The organism is Bradyrhizobium sp. IC3195, from assembly GCF_020193585.1.
GTDB lineage: Bacteria > Pseudomonadota > Alphaproteobacteria > Rhizobiales > Xanthobacteraceae > Bradyrhizobium > Bradyrhizobium yuanmingense.
Window position 1 is genome coordinate 36,083 of sequence record NZ_JADYVG010000030.1, and the last position, 14,302, is coordinate 50,384.

Below are 14,302 nucleotides of genomic sequence, written 5' to 3' on the forward strand. Positions count from 1 at the left end.
CCGCGCGGCGCTAGCCTGAAGGCCTCAAGGTTCCGATTCCCGCTCATGGACCAATCGCCGCGCAACACCACTGCCCCCGCCACCCGCATGGTCGACGTGCTGGTGCCGGTCGCGCTCGACCAGACCTATTCCTACAAGGTGCCGCGCGGCATGGAGCTGAAGGCGGGCGATCTCATCAGTGTGCCGCTCGGTCCGCGCGAGGTGCTGGCCGTGGTCTGGGGCGAGAACGCCAATCCCGACCCGCGCCTGCATAACCGCCTCAAGGAGGTCAGCGAGAAGCTCGACATTCCCCCGCTCAAGCCGGAGCTGCGCTCGGTGGTGGACTGGGTCGCCAATTACACGCTGAGCCCGCGCGGCATGGTGCTGCGCATGTGCCTGCGCATGGGCGAAAATCTCGGCCCGGAGCGGGTGCGCGCCGGCGTGCGCCTGACCGGCAATCCGCCGAAGCGTCTGACGCCGGCGCGCCAGCGTGTCATCGCGCTGCTGTCGGACCGGCTGCTGCACGGCAAGTCCGAGGCGGCCAAGGAGGCCGGCGTCTCCTCGGGCGTGATCGACGGCCTCGTCGATGAAGGCACGCTCACGGTTGAGCCAATGCCGCCGCCGCCTCCGCCGCCGGCACCCGATCCGGAATTCGGCCGGCCGGATTTTTCGCCGCTGCAGCGTGCCGGTGTGGATGCGATGCGCGCGCTCGCGGCCAACGGCACCTTCCATGTCGCGCTGCTCGACGGCGTCACCGGCTCGGGCAAGACCGAGGTCTATTTCGAAGCGGTCGCCGAGGTGATCCGCCGCGGCAAGCAGGCGCTGATCCTGATGCCGGAGATCGCGCTGACCGGCCAGTTCCTCGATCGCTTCGCGCAGCGCTTCGGCGTCCGGCCGATCGAATGGCATTCCGAGCTCACCCCGCGCACTCGCGCGCGCAATTGGGCCGCGATCTCCGAAGGTTCGGCGCCGGTCGTGGTCGGCGCGCGCTCGGCGCTGTTCCTGCCTTACGCCAAGCTCGGCCTCATCGTCGTCGATGAAGAGCACGACCAGGCCTACAAGCAGGACGACGGCGTGCATTACCACGCCCGCGACATGGCGGTGGTGCGCGGGCACATCGCGAAAATTCCGGTCGTGCTGGCCTCGGCGACGCCGTCGGTGGAATCCGAGGTCAATGCGCGCAAGAACCGCTATCAGCGCATCGCGCTGCCCTCGCGCTTCGGCGGCCAGCACATGCCGCATATCGAGGCCATCGATTTGCGCCGCGAGCCGCCCGCGCGCGGCCGCTTCATCTCGCCGCGGCTTGCCGGCGAGATCAGAACCGCGATCGAGCGGCGCGAGCAGGCGCTGCTCTTCCTCAATCGCCGCGGCTATGCGCCGCTGACGCTGTGCCGTGCCTGCGGCCATCGCTTCGCCTGCACCATCTGCGATGCCTGGCTGGTCGATCATCGCTTTCGCCAGCGCCTGGTCTGTCACCATTGCGGCTTCTCGATGCCGCGCCCGCACATCTGCCCGAACTGTTCGGCCGAGGAATCGCTGGTCGCGGTCGGACCCGGCGTGGAGCGCCTGCAGGAGGAGGCGGCCGCGTTGTTCCCGCAAGCGCGCACCATGGTGCTCTCGAGCGATCTCATCACCTCGATCGAGACGATGCGAAGCGAGCTCGCCGAGATCGCGGAGGGCCGCGTCGACATCATCATCGGCACGCAGCTCGTGGCCAAGGGTCACAACTTCCCGCGGCTCAATCTGGTCGGCGTGGTCGATGCCGATCTCGGCCTTTCCAACGGCGATCCGCGTGCGGCCGAGCGTACCTGGCAATTGCTCAACCAGGTGATCGGCCGCGCCGGCCGCGAGCAGGGCCGCGGCGTCGGCTATCTCCAGACCCATCAGCCCGATCACCCCGTGATGCGGGCGCTGATCGCCTGCGACCGCGAGGCCTTCTACGACAGCGAGATCGAGCTGCGCGAGAAGACGCTCTATCCGCCATTCGGCCGGCTCGCCAGCCTGATCATCTCCGCTGGCGATCGCCCGGGCGCCGAGGGCTTCGGCCGTAAGCTCGTCGCGCTCGCGCCGCGCGACGAGCGCGTCGTCGTGCTCGGCCCCGCCGAAGCGCCGCTCGCCGTCATCAAGGGCCGCTACCGCTTCCGCATCCTGGTGAAATCGGCGCGCGGTTTCGACCTGTCGGACTACTTACGCAACTGGCTCGCGGTCTGCCCGAAGCCGACAGGCAATCTGAAGCTGGAAGTCGACGTCGATCCGCAGAGCTTTTTGTAGGGCCACCGCAGCCATACCCTCTACTGTCATTCCGGGGCGCGCGTAGCGCGAGCCCGGAATCCATCGGGCGGCAGAGTTTGTGGATGAATGGATTCCGGGTTCGCGCTCCGCGCGCCCCGGAATGACAAAACAAAAAAAGCCCGCGGTCCCCCAAGACCGCGGGCTTGTTTCACGTGCGCAGCAAACTGATGAAAACTGCGCGCTCGATCAGGCGCGGATCGCGCCTTTAGGAGACGACTTCCGCGGTGACGCGGCCGACGCCGCGACTGGTGAGGCCAATGGCGCGGGCGGCACCCGTGGAGAGGTCGAGCACACGCCCGCGAATGAACGGGCCGCGGTCATTGATGGTGACGATGACGCTCTGGCTGCCATGGGTGACGCGCAGCTTGGTGCCGAAGGGCAGCGAACGGTGCGCCGCGGTCATGGCGTTCTGGTTGAAGCGCTGGCCCGAGGCGGTCCTGCTACCGGACTCATTGCCGTAAAAGGACGCGATGCCGGAGAAGCTGCGGCCCGTGCCGGAGGTCGGTGTCATCGACGCATTGGCATTGCGCCAATCGGCGGTCGCGTTGGCCTCGGTCTGGGCGTGGTGGCGGTGGTGATGCCGGTGATGCCGGGATTTGGCGGAAGCTTCGGTGGCAGTTCCACCGACGAGGAGAGTTGCGGCGACGAAAGCAATCGCCGTACGCGGCCGGGTCGCAAAGCCCAGCGTCTTCAAAGACAGCATTTAATGGTCCCTAAGCTAGTATTGCCACATTTGTGGCAAGTGGAGCCCCCATCAGTTTGTGAGCGATTTGGCGTTTCGATTCCCAATGAGGCGTGAATTGGGCAGTAAATCCGGTATGTGTCGTCATGAAATATCTTGTTACCGTCGCGAGATATTCAGCCGATGTTCCGTAATCTTCGCCTTTAACGATTTATTAACCTCTATATTACTTGCGAATACTGTAAAGCGAAGTCATCGCCCCTAGCGTTTAGAATTCGCTAAGTATTCAGCGGATGGAACCGGTGGGAACGGATTCACGCCTCAGCGATCCGTGTTCATGGCCGCTATGCGCTGGGGGCAGGAACCAATGGAAGGTATCGCGGCAGGGCCGGCGCTGAATTCCGTGACGTGGCAGTCGCCGCCTCGGTCGGCCCCTCCCGCGCGCAATGTGTTGCGAGGCTGCGACGAACTGGCGACAGAACCTCATGCCTTTAGTTTGGCGTCATGTTGCACCTGCGCACCTGCTATGTTAGCAAAGCCGCGATTTTAACGAGCCCGGCACCTCGCGTGCTGGTCGAAAATCGAAGTCCCGCTTGAATTCCAAGGGCTTGGATCGCTAGGCGCCGCTTCGTGGCGACGGTTTTTCCCTTGCGAGTTTGACAGCAAAAAGAGCGCGTCTGTGGCTGCAGAAGATACGTCCGTTTCAGGTGTGTCCGGCCGTTATGCAACGGCCTTGTTCGAGCTGGCCCGCGACCAGAACGTGGTCGACGAGGTCAAAGCCGATCTTGATAAATTCGATGCCTTGCTGAACGAAAGCGCTGATCTCAAGCGCCTCGTCCGCAGCCCGGTGTTCGCCGCCGATGCCCAGTCCAAGGCCCTTTCGGCCGTGCTGGACAAGGTGGGCATCGCCGGCATCACCGCCAACTTTCTGAAAGTGCTGACCGCCAATCGCCGCCTGTTCGCGGTGGCCGACGTCAGCCGCGCCTACCGCGCCCTCGTGGCCCGGTTCAAGGGCGAGACGACGGCCGACGTGACGGTGGCGGAGGCGCTCTCTGACAAGAATCTCGATGCCCTCAAGGTTGCCCTGAAGTCGGTGACCGGCAAGGACGTCGCGCTGAACGTGAAAGTCGATCCCTCGATTATCGGTGGCCTCGTCGTCAAGCTGGGCAGCCGCATGGTGGATGGTTCGCTTCGCACCAAACTCAATTCGATCAAGCACGCGATGAAAGAGGCAGGCTGATGGACATCCGCGCCGCGGAAATTTCCGCGATCCTCAAGGACCAGATCAAGAATTTCGGCCAGGAAGCTGAAGTCTCCGAAGTCGGACAGGTGCTGTCCGTCGGCGACGGTATCGCCCGCGTCTACGGTCTGGACAACGTCCAGGCCGGTGAAATGGTCGAGTTCGAGAACGGCACCCGCGGCATGGCGCTGAACCTCGAAACCGACAACGTCGGTGTCGTTATTTTCGGTGCCGACCGCGAGATCAAGGAAGGCCAGACCGTCAAGCGCACCCGCGCCATCGTGGACGCGCCGGTCGGCAAGGGCCTGCTTGGCCGCGTCGTCGACGCGCTCGGCAATCCCATCGACGGCAAGGGCCCGATCCAGGCTGAGAAGCGCATGCGCGTCGACGTCAAGGCGCCCGGCATCATTCCGCGCAAATCGGTGAACGAGCCGATGGCAACCGGCCTCAAGGCCATCGACGCCCTGATCCCGATCGGCCGCGGCCAGCGCGAGCTGATCATCGGCGACCGCCAGACCGGTAAGACCGCGATCGCGCTCGACACCATCCTGAACCAGAAGCCGCTCAACGCGCAGCCGGACGAGAACATCAAGCTGTACTGCGTCTACGTCGCGGTCGGCCAGAAGCGTTCGACCGTCGCCCAGTTCGTGAAGGTGCTGGAAGAGCAGGGCGCGCTCGAATACTCGATCGTCGTCGCCGCCACCGCCTCCGATCCGGCGCCGATGCAGTACATCGCGCCCTTTACCGGCTGCACCATGGGCGAGTACTTCCGCGACAACGGCATGCACGCGGTCATCATCTATGACGATCTGTCCAAGCAGGCCGTCGCCTACCGTCAGATGTCGCTGCTGCTGCGCCGCCCGCCGGGCCGCGAAGCCTATCCCGGCGACGTGTTCTATCTGCACTCCCGCCTGCTCGAGCGCGCGGCGAAGCTGAACAAGGACATGGGCTCGGGCTCGCTGACGGCGCTGCCTGTCATCGAAACCCAGGCCAACGACGTGTCGGCTTACATCCCGACCAACGTCATCTCGATCACCGACGGCCAGATCTTCCTGGAAACCGACCTGTTCTTCCAGGGCATCCGTCCTGCCGTGAACGTCGGTCTGTCGGTGTCGCGCGTCGGTTCGTCGGCGCAGACCAAGGCCACCAAGAAGGTCGCCGGCAAGATCAAGGGCGAGCTCGCGCAGTACCGCGAAATGGCGGCGTTCGCGCAGTTCGGCTCCGACCTCGACGCCTCGACCCAGCGCCTGCTCAACCGCGGCTCGCGCCTCACCGAGCTGCTCAAGCAGCCGCAGTTCTCGCCGCTGAAGATGGAAGAGCAGGTCTGCGTGATCTGGGCCGGCACCAACGGCTATCTCGATCCGCTCCCGCTCAACAAGGTGCGCGCGTTCGAGGACGGCCTGCTGTCGCTGCTGCGCGGCAAGCACGCCGACATCCTCAACGCGATTCGCGACAGCCGCGATCTCTCCGACGATACCGCTGCCAAGCTGAAGTCGGTGGTCGAGGGCTTCGCGAAGTCTTTCTCGTAAGAAGGCCGTCATGGCCGGGCCAAAGCGCGAAGCGCGTCTTCGCAACTGAAGTCCCGGCCATCCACGTCTTGTGCGTGGAAGACGGAGAACGTGGATGCCCGGGACACGCCCGGGCATGACGAAAGGATAGGGTCGCGGTCGAGCCGCAGGCTGATCGCTGGGGACGAAGAATGGCGTCACTTAAAGACATGCGCGTCCGCATCGCCTCCACCAAGGCGACGCAAAAGATCACCAAGGCCATGCAGATGGTCGCGGCCTCCAAGCTGCGCCGCGCGCAGACCGCCGCGGAAGCGGCGCGTCCCTATGCCGACAAGATGAGCGCGGTGATCTCCAACATCGCCAGCGCCGCGGTCGGCTCGCCCGGCGCACCGGTGCTGCTGGCCGGCACCGGCCGGGACCAGGTTCATCTGCTGCTGGTCTGCACCGGCGAGCGCGGCCTGTCCGGCGCCTTCAACTCCTCGATCGTGCGTCTCGCCCGCGAGCGCGCTCTGGCGCTCGCTGCGCAGGGCAAGGAGGTGAAATTCTTCTGCGTCGGCCGCAAGGGTTACGAGCAGCTCCGCCGCCAGTTCGACAAGCAGATCGTCGAGCACATGGACCTGCGCAGCGTCCGCCAGCTCGGTTTCGTCAACGCCGAGGAGATCGCCAAGAAGGTTCTGGCGCGGTTCGACAACGGCGAGTTCGACGTCTGCACGCTGTTCTACTCGCAATTCAAGTCGGTGATCGCGCAGATCCCGACCGCCCAGCAGGTCATCCCGCTGGTCATCGAGGAGGGCGGTGCCGCCAACACGACGTCGTACGAATACGAGCCGGAAGAGGACGAGATCCTCACGCGCCTGTTGCCGCGCAATCTCGCCGTGCAGATCTTCCGCGCCCTGCTCGAGAACAACGCCTCGTTCTACGGTGCGCAGATGTCGGCGATGGACAACGCCACCCGCAACGCCGGGGAAATGATCCGCAAGCAGACGCTGGTCTACAACCGCACGCGTCAGGCTCAGATCACCAAGGAACTCATCGAAATCATCTCCGGCGCAGAAGCAGTCTGACCGGACACGAAATTCGGATCGAAGGAGACAGTAAATGGCTACAGCAGCCACACAGATCGGTCGCGTTACCCAGGTCATGGGCGCCGTCGTCGACGTGCAGTTCGAAGGCCACCTGCCGGCCATTCTCAACTCGCTCGAAACCAAGAACGGCAACAACCGCCTGGTGCTGGAAGTCGCGCAGCATCTCGGCGAGTCGACCGTCCGCACCATCGCGATGGACGCCACCGAAGGTCTGGTGCGCGGCCAGGAAGTGACCGACACCGGTCAGCCGATCTCGGTTCCCGTGGGGGACGGTACGTTGGGCCGCATCATGAACGTCATCGGCGAGCCGATCGACGAGGCCGGCCCGATCAAGTCGGAAGGCACCCGCGCCATCCACCAGGAAGCGCCGACCTACACCGACCAATCGACTGAAGCCGAAATTCTCGTCACCGGCATCAAGGTCGTCGATCTGCTCGCTCCGTATGCGAAGGGCGGCAAGATCGGCCTGTTCGGCGGCGCCGGCGTCGGCAAGACCGTGCTGATTCAGGAGCTGATCAACAACGTCGCGAAGGCGCACGGCGGTTACTCCGTGTTCGCCGGCGTCGGCGAACGCACCCGCGAGGGCAACGACCTCTATCACGAGTTCATCGAGTCCAAGGTCAACGCCGACCCGCACAATCCGGATCCGAGCGTGAAGTCGAAGTGCGCGCTGGTGTTCGGTCAGATGAACGAGCCGCCGGGCGCCCGCGCCCGCGTCGGCCTGACCGGTCTGACCGTCGCCGAGCACTTCCGCGACCAGGGCCAGGACGTGCTGTTCTTCGTCGACAACATCTTCCGCTTCACGCAAGCGGGTTCGGAAGTGTCGGCGCTGCTCGGCCGTATTCCTTCGGCGGTGGGTTATCAGCCGACGCTCGCGACCGACATGGGCGCGCTGCAGGAGCGCATCACCACCACGCAAAAGGGCTCGATCACCTCGGTGCAGGCCATCTACGTGCCGGCCGACGACTTGACCGACCCGGCGCCCGCAACCTCGTTCGCGCACTTGGACGCCACCACGGTGCTGTCGCGCGCGATCTCGGAAAAGGGCATCTATCCGGCGGTGGACCCGCTCGACTCGACCTCGCGCATGCTCTCGCCGCTGGTCGTCGGCGAGGAGCACTACACCGTCGCCCGTCAGGTCCAGCAGGTGCTGCAGCGCTACAAGTCGCTCCAGGACATCATCGCCATTCTCGGCATGGACGAGCTTTCGGAAGAGGACAAGCTGACGGTGGCCCGCGCCCGCAAGATCGAGCGCTTCCTGTCGCAGCCGTTCCACGTCGCCGAAATCTTCACGGGTTCGCCGGGCAAGTTCGTGGATCTCGCCGACACCATCAAGGGCTTCAAGGGCCTGGTCGAAGGCAAGTACGACCACCTGCCGGAAGCTGCCTTCTACATGGTCGGCACCATCGAAGAGGCTGTCGAAAAGGGCAAGAAGCTGGCGGCGGAAGCGGCCTAAGGTGCGAATGGCGAATAGGGAGTAGCGAATAGACGCGCTGCTCTCTTCGCCACTCGCCATTCGCTACTCACCATTCGCAAGGTTTCCCATGGCCACCTTCCATTTCGATCTCGTCTCTCCGGAAAAGCTCGCCTTCTCGGGTGAGGTCGATCAGGTCGACATCCCCGGCGCCGAGGGTGATTTCGGCGTGCTGGCGGGGCATGCGCCGGTCGTAGCTGCGATCCGGCCCGGCATCCTCACCGTCACCACCGGCGGCCGCCACGAGAAGATCATCGTGCTCGGCGGCCTTGCCGAAGTCTCCGAAAAGGGTCTCACCGTGCTCGCCGACGTCGCGACCTCGCTGGACGAGCTCGACCGTGTCCAGTTCGCCGAGACGATCGCGGAGATGGAAGAGAACTTGAAGGAGCACGAAGGCACCGAGCTCGATCAGGCCATCGAGCGGCTCGACCACTTCAAGAGCATCCAGCATCAGCTCAACGCCACGGCTATGCACTAAGCCCCGGGGCACCGCTCCGGGGCTCGATCTCCAAATTCCTGAACAGTTTCAGCGCTCGTCACGGTCGTGGCGGGCGCTGAACTTTATTGCGCTATCGCTGGCGCTGTCGCCTATTTTATCGCGGCGCGCCAGACACTTCGCTACTGTGCATGGGGTTGTTTTCGAGAGTTCAGTCGGCGAGGTGCGCAAACTCCTGTGCCACCGCGCGGTAGACCTCGCGGCGGAACGGCACCACGAGGTCGGCGACACGGCCGAGGCGCTCCCAGCGCCAGGCGTCGAACTCGGCGGGCTGGCCGTTGCGCGGCGTCAGCGGATCGATCTCGTCGTCCGTGCCGGTGAAGCGCAGCGCGAACCATTTCTGGCGCTGGCCGCGAAATTTCGCCAGCCGGTGCGTCTGCGGTCCGTCGTAAGGCGGGAATTCATAGGTGAACCAGTCGGTCTCGCCGAGATAGTCGGCACTGACGACGTTGGTCTCCTCCCACAGCTCGCGCATCGCCGCATCACGCAGGTTCTCGCCCTCGTCGACGCCGCCCTGCGGCATCTGCCAGTCGAGCCCCGGCAGGATGATCTCGGGTCCGTCACCCTTGAAGCGATGGCCGATCAGCACGCGGCCGTCGGCGTTGAACAGCGCGATGCCGACGTTCGGGCGGTAGGGTTTGTGGGTCGTCACGCGTAACCTTCTCTCGTCATTCCGGGGCGCGCGAAGCGCGAGCTCTGGTGCGCAATTGCGCACCTGAGAATCCATAACCACAGGCCACAATGGGTTGAAAGGCCGTGGCTGCTATCCTTCGCACAGCTTCTGCCTGGGAGTATGGATCCCCGCCTTCGCGGGGATGACGACCGAGCGAGCCGCGACAGGTGATCTGATCACCCCTCCGCCAGCGCAGAAAATTCCTGCACCACGCGCTCATAGACTGGGCGCTTGAACGGGATGATCAACTCAGGGAGATTCTTCATCGACTCCCAGCGCCAGCTCACGAATTCCGCCTTGTGGCCGCCGCCGCCGGGATGCTCGACGTTGATCTCGCTGTCCTTGCCGGTGAAGCGCACCGCGTACCATTTCTGGCGCTGGCCGCGGTAGCGGCCCTTCCAGGCGCGCCCGGCAACGGTGCGCGGAATGTCGTAAGTGAGCCAGTCCGGGACCTCGCCGAGCCGCTCGACCGAGCGGACGCTGGTCTCCTCGTAGAGCTCGCGCTTGGCCGCTTCCCAGGTGTCCTCGCCGGGATCGACCCCGCCCTGCGGCATCTGCCAGACGTGGGTGTCGTCGACATGCTCGATGCCGCCGGCGCGGCGGCCGATGAACACCAGTCCCTTTGGATTGATTAGCATCACACCGACACAGGTCCGGTAGGGCAGATCCTCGTAACGCGCCATTCCGCCAGACCTCTTGCCTGCTTCTTGGGAAGGCATGCCGGCCCCGCGAGACCCGCGCCGAACCAATTCGTTGATTTAGCTGGATTTTGATTTCAGCATCGCGGTTGTCAATGGCACCAAAAGGATACCTCGGTCGCCCAGTGTCTTGGTCCAGGCGCTGATGCGCTCGATCGAGACGGGCAGGGCGGAGGCCGTGCCGACGGCGATGCCGCGCTCGCGCGCCGCCGATTCCAGCTTGTTGAGGGCGCGGTCGATCTCGGTCGCCGTCGGCACCGCGTCGATGGCGATATCGCCCTTGCCGAACGGCACGGCCTGGTTCGCCGCGGCCTGGGGCGCGATGCTGCGGGGCGAGGAGCCGTCGTCGAAGAAGCCGAGCCCGCGCTTGGCCGCCTCGCGGATGATCGGCTGCATCGCCGGCTCCGTGGCGATGAAGCGGGCGCCCATGAAATTGGTGAGGCCGGCATAGCCCTGCATCCGGCTGAGGTGCCAGTACAGGCGGTCCATGTTCTGGTCGGGGCTGAGCGAGGTCAGCAGCGTCTGCGGCCCCGGATCGTTGTCGGGGAAGTCGTAGGGCTCCATCGGGATCTGGAGGAAGATCTCGTGGCGCTGCGCCCGCGCCCGCTCGGCGAGCTTGCCGGGGTCGGAGCCGTAGGGCGTGAAGGCCAGCGTCACCGCCGGCGGCAGCTTCATGATGGCGTCCAGGGTCTTGGCGGCGCCGACGCCGAGGCCGCCGATCACGATCGCGACCACCGGCATCTTGGCGGCCTTGGCGCGGTCGGCGTCCGCCGCATAGACGTTGAACGGCCTCAGCCCGTCGGCGACCACCGGGATCATGCCGTAGCGCGATTTCTCCAGCAGCTTCGGATTGATCCCGGTCATGACGGGCGGCGGGGCGGATGCAGCCTCGCCCTTGTCGGCGGCATCGCCCCCGCCGATCACCACGTCGCGGCGGGCGCCGGTGGAGCCATCGATCATGGTGATGGTCCTCTGCTCGCCGGGCGCGGCCTGCTTCGGCGTTTCCTTGGTCTCGTGCTTGGTTTCCTGGCCTTGGCCGATGGCAGACTTGTCGTCCGTGGCCTTCTCGGCCGGCCTGAGCTGGTTGATCGCGATCCGGCTCATCGGCTCACCGCCGAGCGGGTCCTTGTTGAAGATGGCGAAGCCGGCAAAGGTAACCAGGAACAGGCCGAGCAGAACAGCGAGCAGCTGCATAGACGTGAACGGCAGCCGCAGCCGCCGTTTGCGGCGCGGCTTATCCTGTCCGAGCGGGGCGCTCAGATCATCGGCCGTTTCAGTCATGCGCGATCCCGAATCACTCCAGCCGACGATACCACGCCGAGGTCAAGCGGCGGCAGGCCGGGATAGGCCGGAGGCAGCAGCAGTTCCCAAGCAAAAAGGCGGCTTCGGGAAGCCGCCCTTTCGCTGGATCGCGTGATACGCCGACCTAGTTCGCCGCTTTGGCCTTGTCGGTCGCCGCCTTGTTGTCGTTGCCGGGCGTCGGCGCCGCGGAGGCGCTGTTCTTGATGCCGTGGAGCAGGTCGCCGGCGAGCTTGAGCGCCTTGTCGTCCTTGGCGTCCGGCGGGACGTAGGACTGCGAGCCCGTCTTCTCGTCGCCGTCGTTCTTCAGGTGGCCGCGCAGCGAAGCCTCGCCCTTGGTGTCGGTGCGCGACTTCAGCTCGTCCGGCACGTCCTGCAGCACTTCGATATCGGGCACGATGCCCTTGGCCTGGATCGACTTGCCCGACGGCGTGTAATAGCGCGCGGTGGTCAGCCGCAGCGCGCCGTTGCCGCTGCCGAGCGGAATGATGGTCTGCACCGAGCCCTTGCCGAACGAGCGCGTGCCGACGATGGTCGCGCGCTTGTGGTCCTGCAGCGCGCCGGCGACGATTTCCGACGCCGAGGCCGAGCCGCCATTGACCAGCACGATGACCGGCCTGCCCTTGGTCAGGTCGCCCGTATGCGCGGCGCGGCGCTGGGTCTCCTCGGCATTGCGGCCGCGGGTCGAGACGATCTCGCCCTTCTCGAGGAACGAGTCGGAGACGGTGACCGCTTCCTCGAGCAGGCCGCCCGGATTGTTGCGGAGGTCGATGATGAAGCCCTTGAGCTTGTCGCCGCCGATCTGGTTCGTGAGGTTGCCGATCTCGCGCTTCAGGCCTTCGGTGGTCTGCTCGTTGAAGGTGGTGATGCGGATATAGCCGATGTCATCCTGCTCGACGCGCGCGCGCACCGAGCGGACGCGGATGTTGTCGCGCACCAGCGTGACGTCGAGCGGATTGTCCTGGCCCTTGCGGATGATCTTGAGCTTGATCTTGGTGTTGACTGGACCGCGCATCTTCTCGACCGCCTGGTTCAGGGTCAGGCCCTGCACCGCCTCGTCGTCGAGATTGGTGATGATGTCGTTGGCCATGACGCCGGCGCGCGAGGCGGGCGTGTCGTCGATCGGCGAGACCACCTTGATCAGGCCGTCCTCCATCGTGACCTCGATGCCGAGGCCGCCGAACTCGCCGCGGGTCTGCACCTGCATGTCGCGGAAGCTCTTCGCGTCCATGTAGCTCGAGTGCGGATCGAGGCCGGTAAGCATGCCGCTGATGGCGGATTCGATCAGCTTGGTGTCATCGGGCTTCTCGACATAGTCGGAGCGCACGCGCTCGAACACATCGCCGAACAGGTTGAGCTGGCGATAGGTGTCCGCGGTGGCGGCTCGCGCGCTGGAGCCCATGAACACCGCGCGCGGCTGGGTCACGAACAGCGTCAGCGCCGCACCGGTGGCGGCGCTGAGGAGGATTACTGAAGTCTTGCGCATCATCCGCGAACCTTCTCGCCTTCATTTGCGGCCCACCATGGGCCTGGATCGATTGGAGTGCCGTCTTTACGGAACTCGACATACAGCACAGGTTGACTCGCATTGGTGGCGAGAATGGAAGCGACCTGAGAGGTCGACCCCATGGTCGCGACCGGCTCCCCCGTGAGCACAAACTGGCCGATGTTGACCGAAATGCGCTCCATCCCGGCGATCAGGACATGATACCCGCCCCCGGCGTTTAGGATCAAGAGTTGTCCATAGCTGCGGAATGGGCCGGCATACACAACCCAGCCATCACACGGCGTCGTGACCTGGGCGCCGGGCTTGGTCGCCAGCGAAATGCCCTTCTGGACGCCGCCGACCCCGTCGGAACCGCCAAAGTCCCTGATCTTGTTACCGTTAACCGGAAACGGCAGGAGGCCCTTGGCCGAAGCGAAGGCGATCGCCGGGGTGGTGCGGGACTTGTCCTTGAACGCGCCCGGGCCCTGTTTGGCGCTGGCGGCCGCGTTTGCCGCCGCCAGTTTGGCCTCCTTGGCCTCGGCCTGCCTTGCGGCCTCTGCGGCCTTCTCGGCCGCCCTGGCGGCGGTTTGCAGATCCTGCTCCATCTTGGCGATCAGCCCCTGGAGATCGCCGACCTGCCTTGACAGCGCGATCGCGCGCGCACTTTCGGCGTCGAGGTCTTTTTCCCGCGCGGACTGCTGACGCTGCCGTTCCTCGATCAGGGCGGTGAGCCGGGTCTGGTCGCTCCTGACCTTGTCGCGGTCGGAGGCGAGCTGATCGCGCTCGGTGGCTATGGTCTTGCGCAAGGCCACGAGCTCGCCGAGCTCGCTTGCGATCTTCTCGGCGCGGCCGCGCAATTCCGGCACGACGGCGCCAAGCAGCATCGCGGTGCGCAAGGATTGCAGCGCATCTTCGGGCCGCACCAGCAGCGCCGGCGGCGTGCGCCGGCCGGCGCGCTGCAAGGCCGCCAGCACCTCGACGATGTCGGCACGGCGCGAATCCAGCGAAGCGCGCATCTGCTGCTCGCGGCCGTTCAGCGTTCGCAGCCGCGCCTCGGCCTCGTCGATCTTGGTTTCCACGGCGCGCACATTGGCGGCGGTGTCGATCAGCTGCTGATTGAGCTGGGTGCGGTCCTGGCCGAGCGCAGTGATCTCGGCCTTCAGCTTGGCCTGCGCTTCTTCCGCGCTTCGTTGCCTCGCGCGCGCGGCCTCCAGCTCCTGCTCGCGCTGCTTGATCGCATCGGGCGAGACGGCGGCAGTCTGCGGCGACGGCGCAACTGTCTGACCTTGCGTCTGGGCTTGCGCGAGGCTTTCTTCGGCGAAGAGGCTTGCGCCGGCAAGGCCGGTGATCAGCAGCAGGTTGAGGAGCGGCGCTCGCATCGTGTCGGCAA

Annotated in this window: 12 protein-coding genes; 6 read left to right on the forward strand and 6 right to left on the reverse strand. The window is 65.4% G+C overall.

Annotated features, from left to right (window positions below):
- Nucleotides 1–45: 45 nt before the first annotated feature.
- Entirely contained in the window at nt 46–2,250 is a 2,205-nt protein-coding gene (locus I6F09_RS34160; protein ID WP_225189981.1) for a primosomal protein N', read from the forward strand.
- A 226-nt stretch (nt 2,251–2,476) separates the two neighbouring features.
- Here I6F09_RS34160 and I6F09_RS34165 read toward each other — a convergent pair whose 3' ends face one another.
- Nucleotides 2,477–2,974, reverse strand: coding sequence for a septal ring lytic transglycosylase RlpA family protein (locus tag I6F09_RS34165; RefSeq protein WP_225189982.1), 498 nt, complete (start codon nt 2,972–2,974; stop codon nt 2,477–2,479).
- Between the two features lie 658 nt (nt 2,975–3,632).
- On the opposite strand from I6F09_RS34165, the gene I6F09_RS34170 reads away from it, so the two are divergent.
- The 5 genes from I6F09_RS34170 (at nt 3,633) to I6F09_RS34190 (ending at nt 8,738) form a co-directional block, all read left to right on the forward strand.
- Nucleotides 3,633–4,193 (forward strand): F0F1 ATP synthase subunit delta, encoded by a 561-nt coding sequence (locus tag I6F09_RS34170; RefSeq protein WP_057026555.1) that lies wholly within the window; start codon nt 3,633–3,635, stop codon nt 4,191–4,193.
- Complete coding sequence (gene atpA, locus I6F09_RS34175; protein ID WP_036008755.1) at nt 4,193–5,722, forward strand: F0F1 ATP synthase subunit alpha; 1,530 nt, start codon at nt 4,193–4,195, stop codon at nt 5,720–5,722. Before I6F09_RS34170 ends, atpA begins: the two co-directional genes overlap by 1 nt.
- Before the next feature lie 170 nt (nt 5,723–5,892).
- Nucleotides 5,893–6,765, forward strand: a complete 873-nt coding sequence (locus I6F09_RS34180) for a F0F1 ATP synthase subunit gamma (RefSeq protein WP_225114554.1) — start codon at nt 5,893–5,895, stop codon at nt 6,763–6,765.
- A gap of 34 nt (nt 6,766–6,799) precedes the next feature.
- The gene (gene atpD / locus I6F09_RS34185; RefSeq protein WP_036008750.1) at nt 6,800–8,242 is read left to right on the forward strand and encodes a F0F1 ATP synthase subunit beta; all 1,443 of its coding nucleotides are present in this window, start codon (nt 6,800–6,802) and stop codon (nt 8,240–8,242) included.
- 88 nt (nt 8,243–8,330) lie between these two features.
- Entirely contained in the window at nt 8,331–8,738 is a 408-nt protein-coding gene (locus tag I6F09_RS34190; protein WP_036008748.1) for a F0F1 ATP synthase subunit epsilon, read from the forward strand.
- A gap of 169 nt (nt 8,739–8,907) precedes the next feature.
- Here the strand turns inward: I6F09_RS34190 and I6F09_RS34195 are convergent, their stop codons facing one another.
- From I6F09_RS34195 to I6F09_RS34215, 5 genes are all read right to left on the reverse strand, one after another.
- A complete protein-coding gene (locus I6F09_RS34195) occupies nt 8,908–9,408 on the reverse strand; it encodes an RNA pyrophosphohydrolase (RefSeq protein WP_036024643.1) in 501 nt (166 codons plus the stop codon).
- Between the two features lie 197 nt (nt 9,409–9,605).
- A complete protein-coding gene (locus I6F09_RS34200; protein ID WP_036024645.1) occupies nt 9,606–10,112 on the reverse strand; it encodes an RNA pyrophosphohydrolase in 507 nt (168 codons plus the stop codon).
- 75 nt (nt 10,113–10,187) lie between these two features.
- Nucleotides 10,188–11,408 carry a divergent polysaccharide deacetylase family protein gene (locus I6F09_RS34205; protein WP_109141814.1) on the reverse strand — a complete coding sequence of 407 codons (1,221 nt, stop codon included), beginning with the start codon at nt 11,406–11,408 and terminating at the stop codon, nt 10,188–10,190.
- Nucleotides 11,409–11,553: 145 nt separating this feature from the next.
- The gene (locus tag I6F09_RS34210; RefSeq protein ID WP_036008736.1) at nt 11,554–12,915 is read right to left on the reverse strand and encodes a S41 family peptidase; all 1,362 of its coding nucleotides are present in this window, start codon (nt 12,913–12,915) and stop codon (nt 11,554–11,556) included.
- Nucleotides 12,912–14,291: a peptidoglycan DD-metalloendopeptidase family protein gene (locus I6F09_RS34215; protein WP_225152573.1), complete on the reverse strand. Its 1,380-nt coding sequence runs from the start codon at nt 14,289–14,291 to the stop codon at nt 12,912–12,914. Before I6F09_RS34215 ends, I6F09_RS34210 begins: the two co-directional genes overlap by 4 nt.
- Between the last annotated feature and the right edge of the window lie 11 nt (nt 14,292–14,302).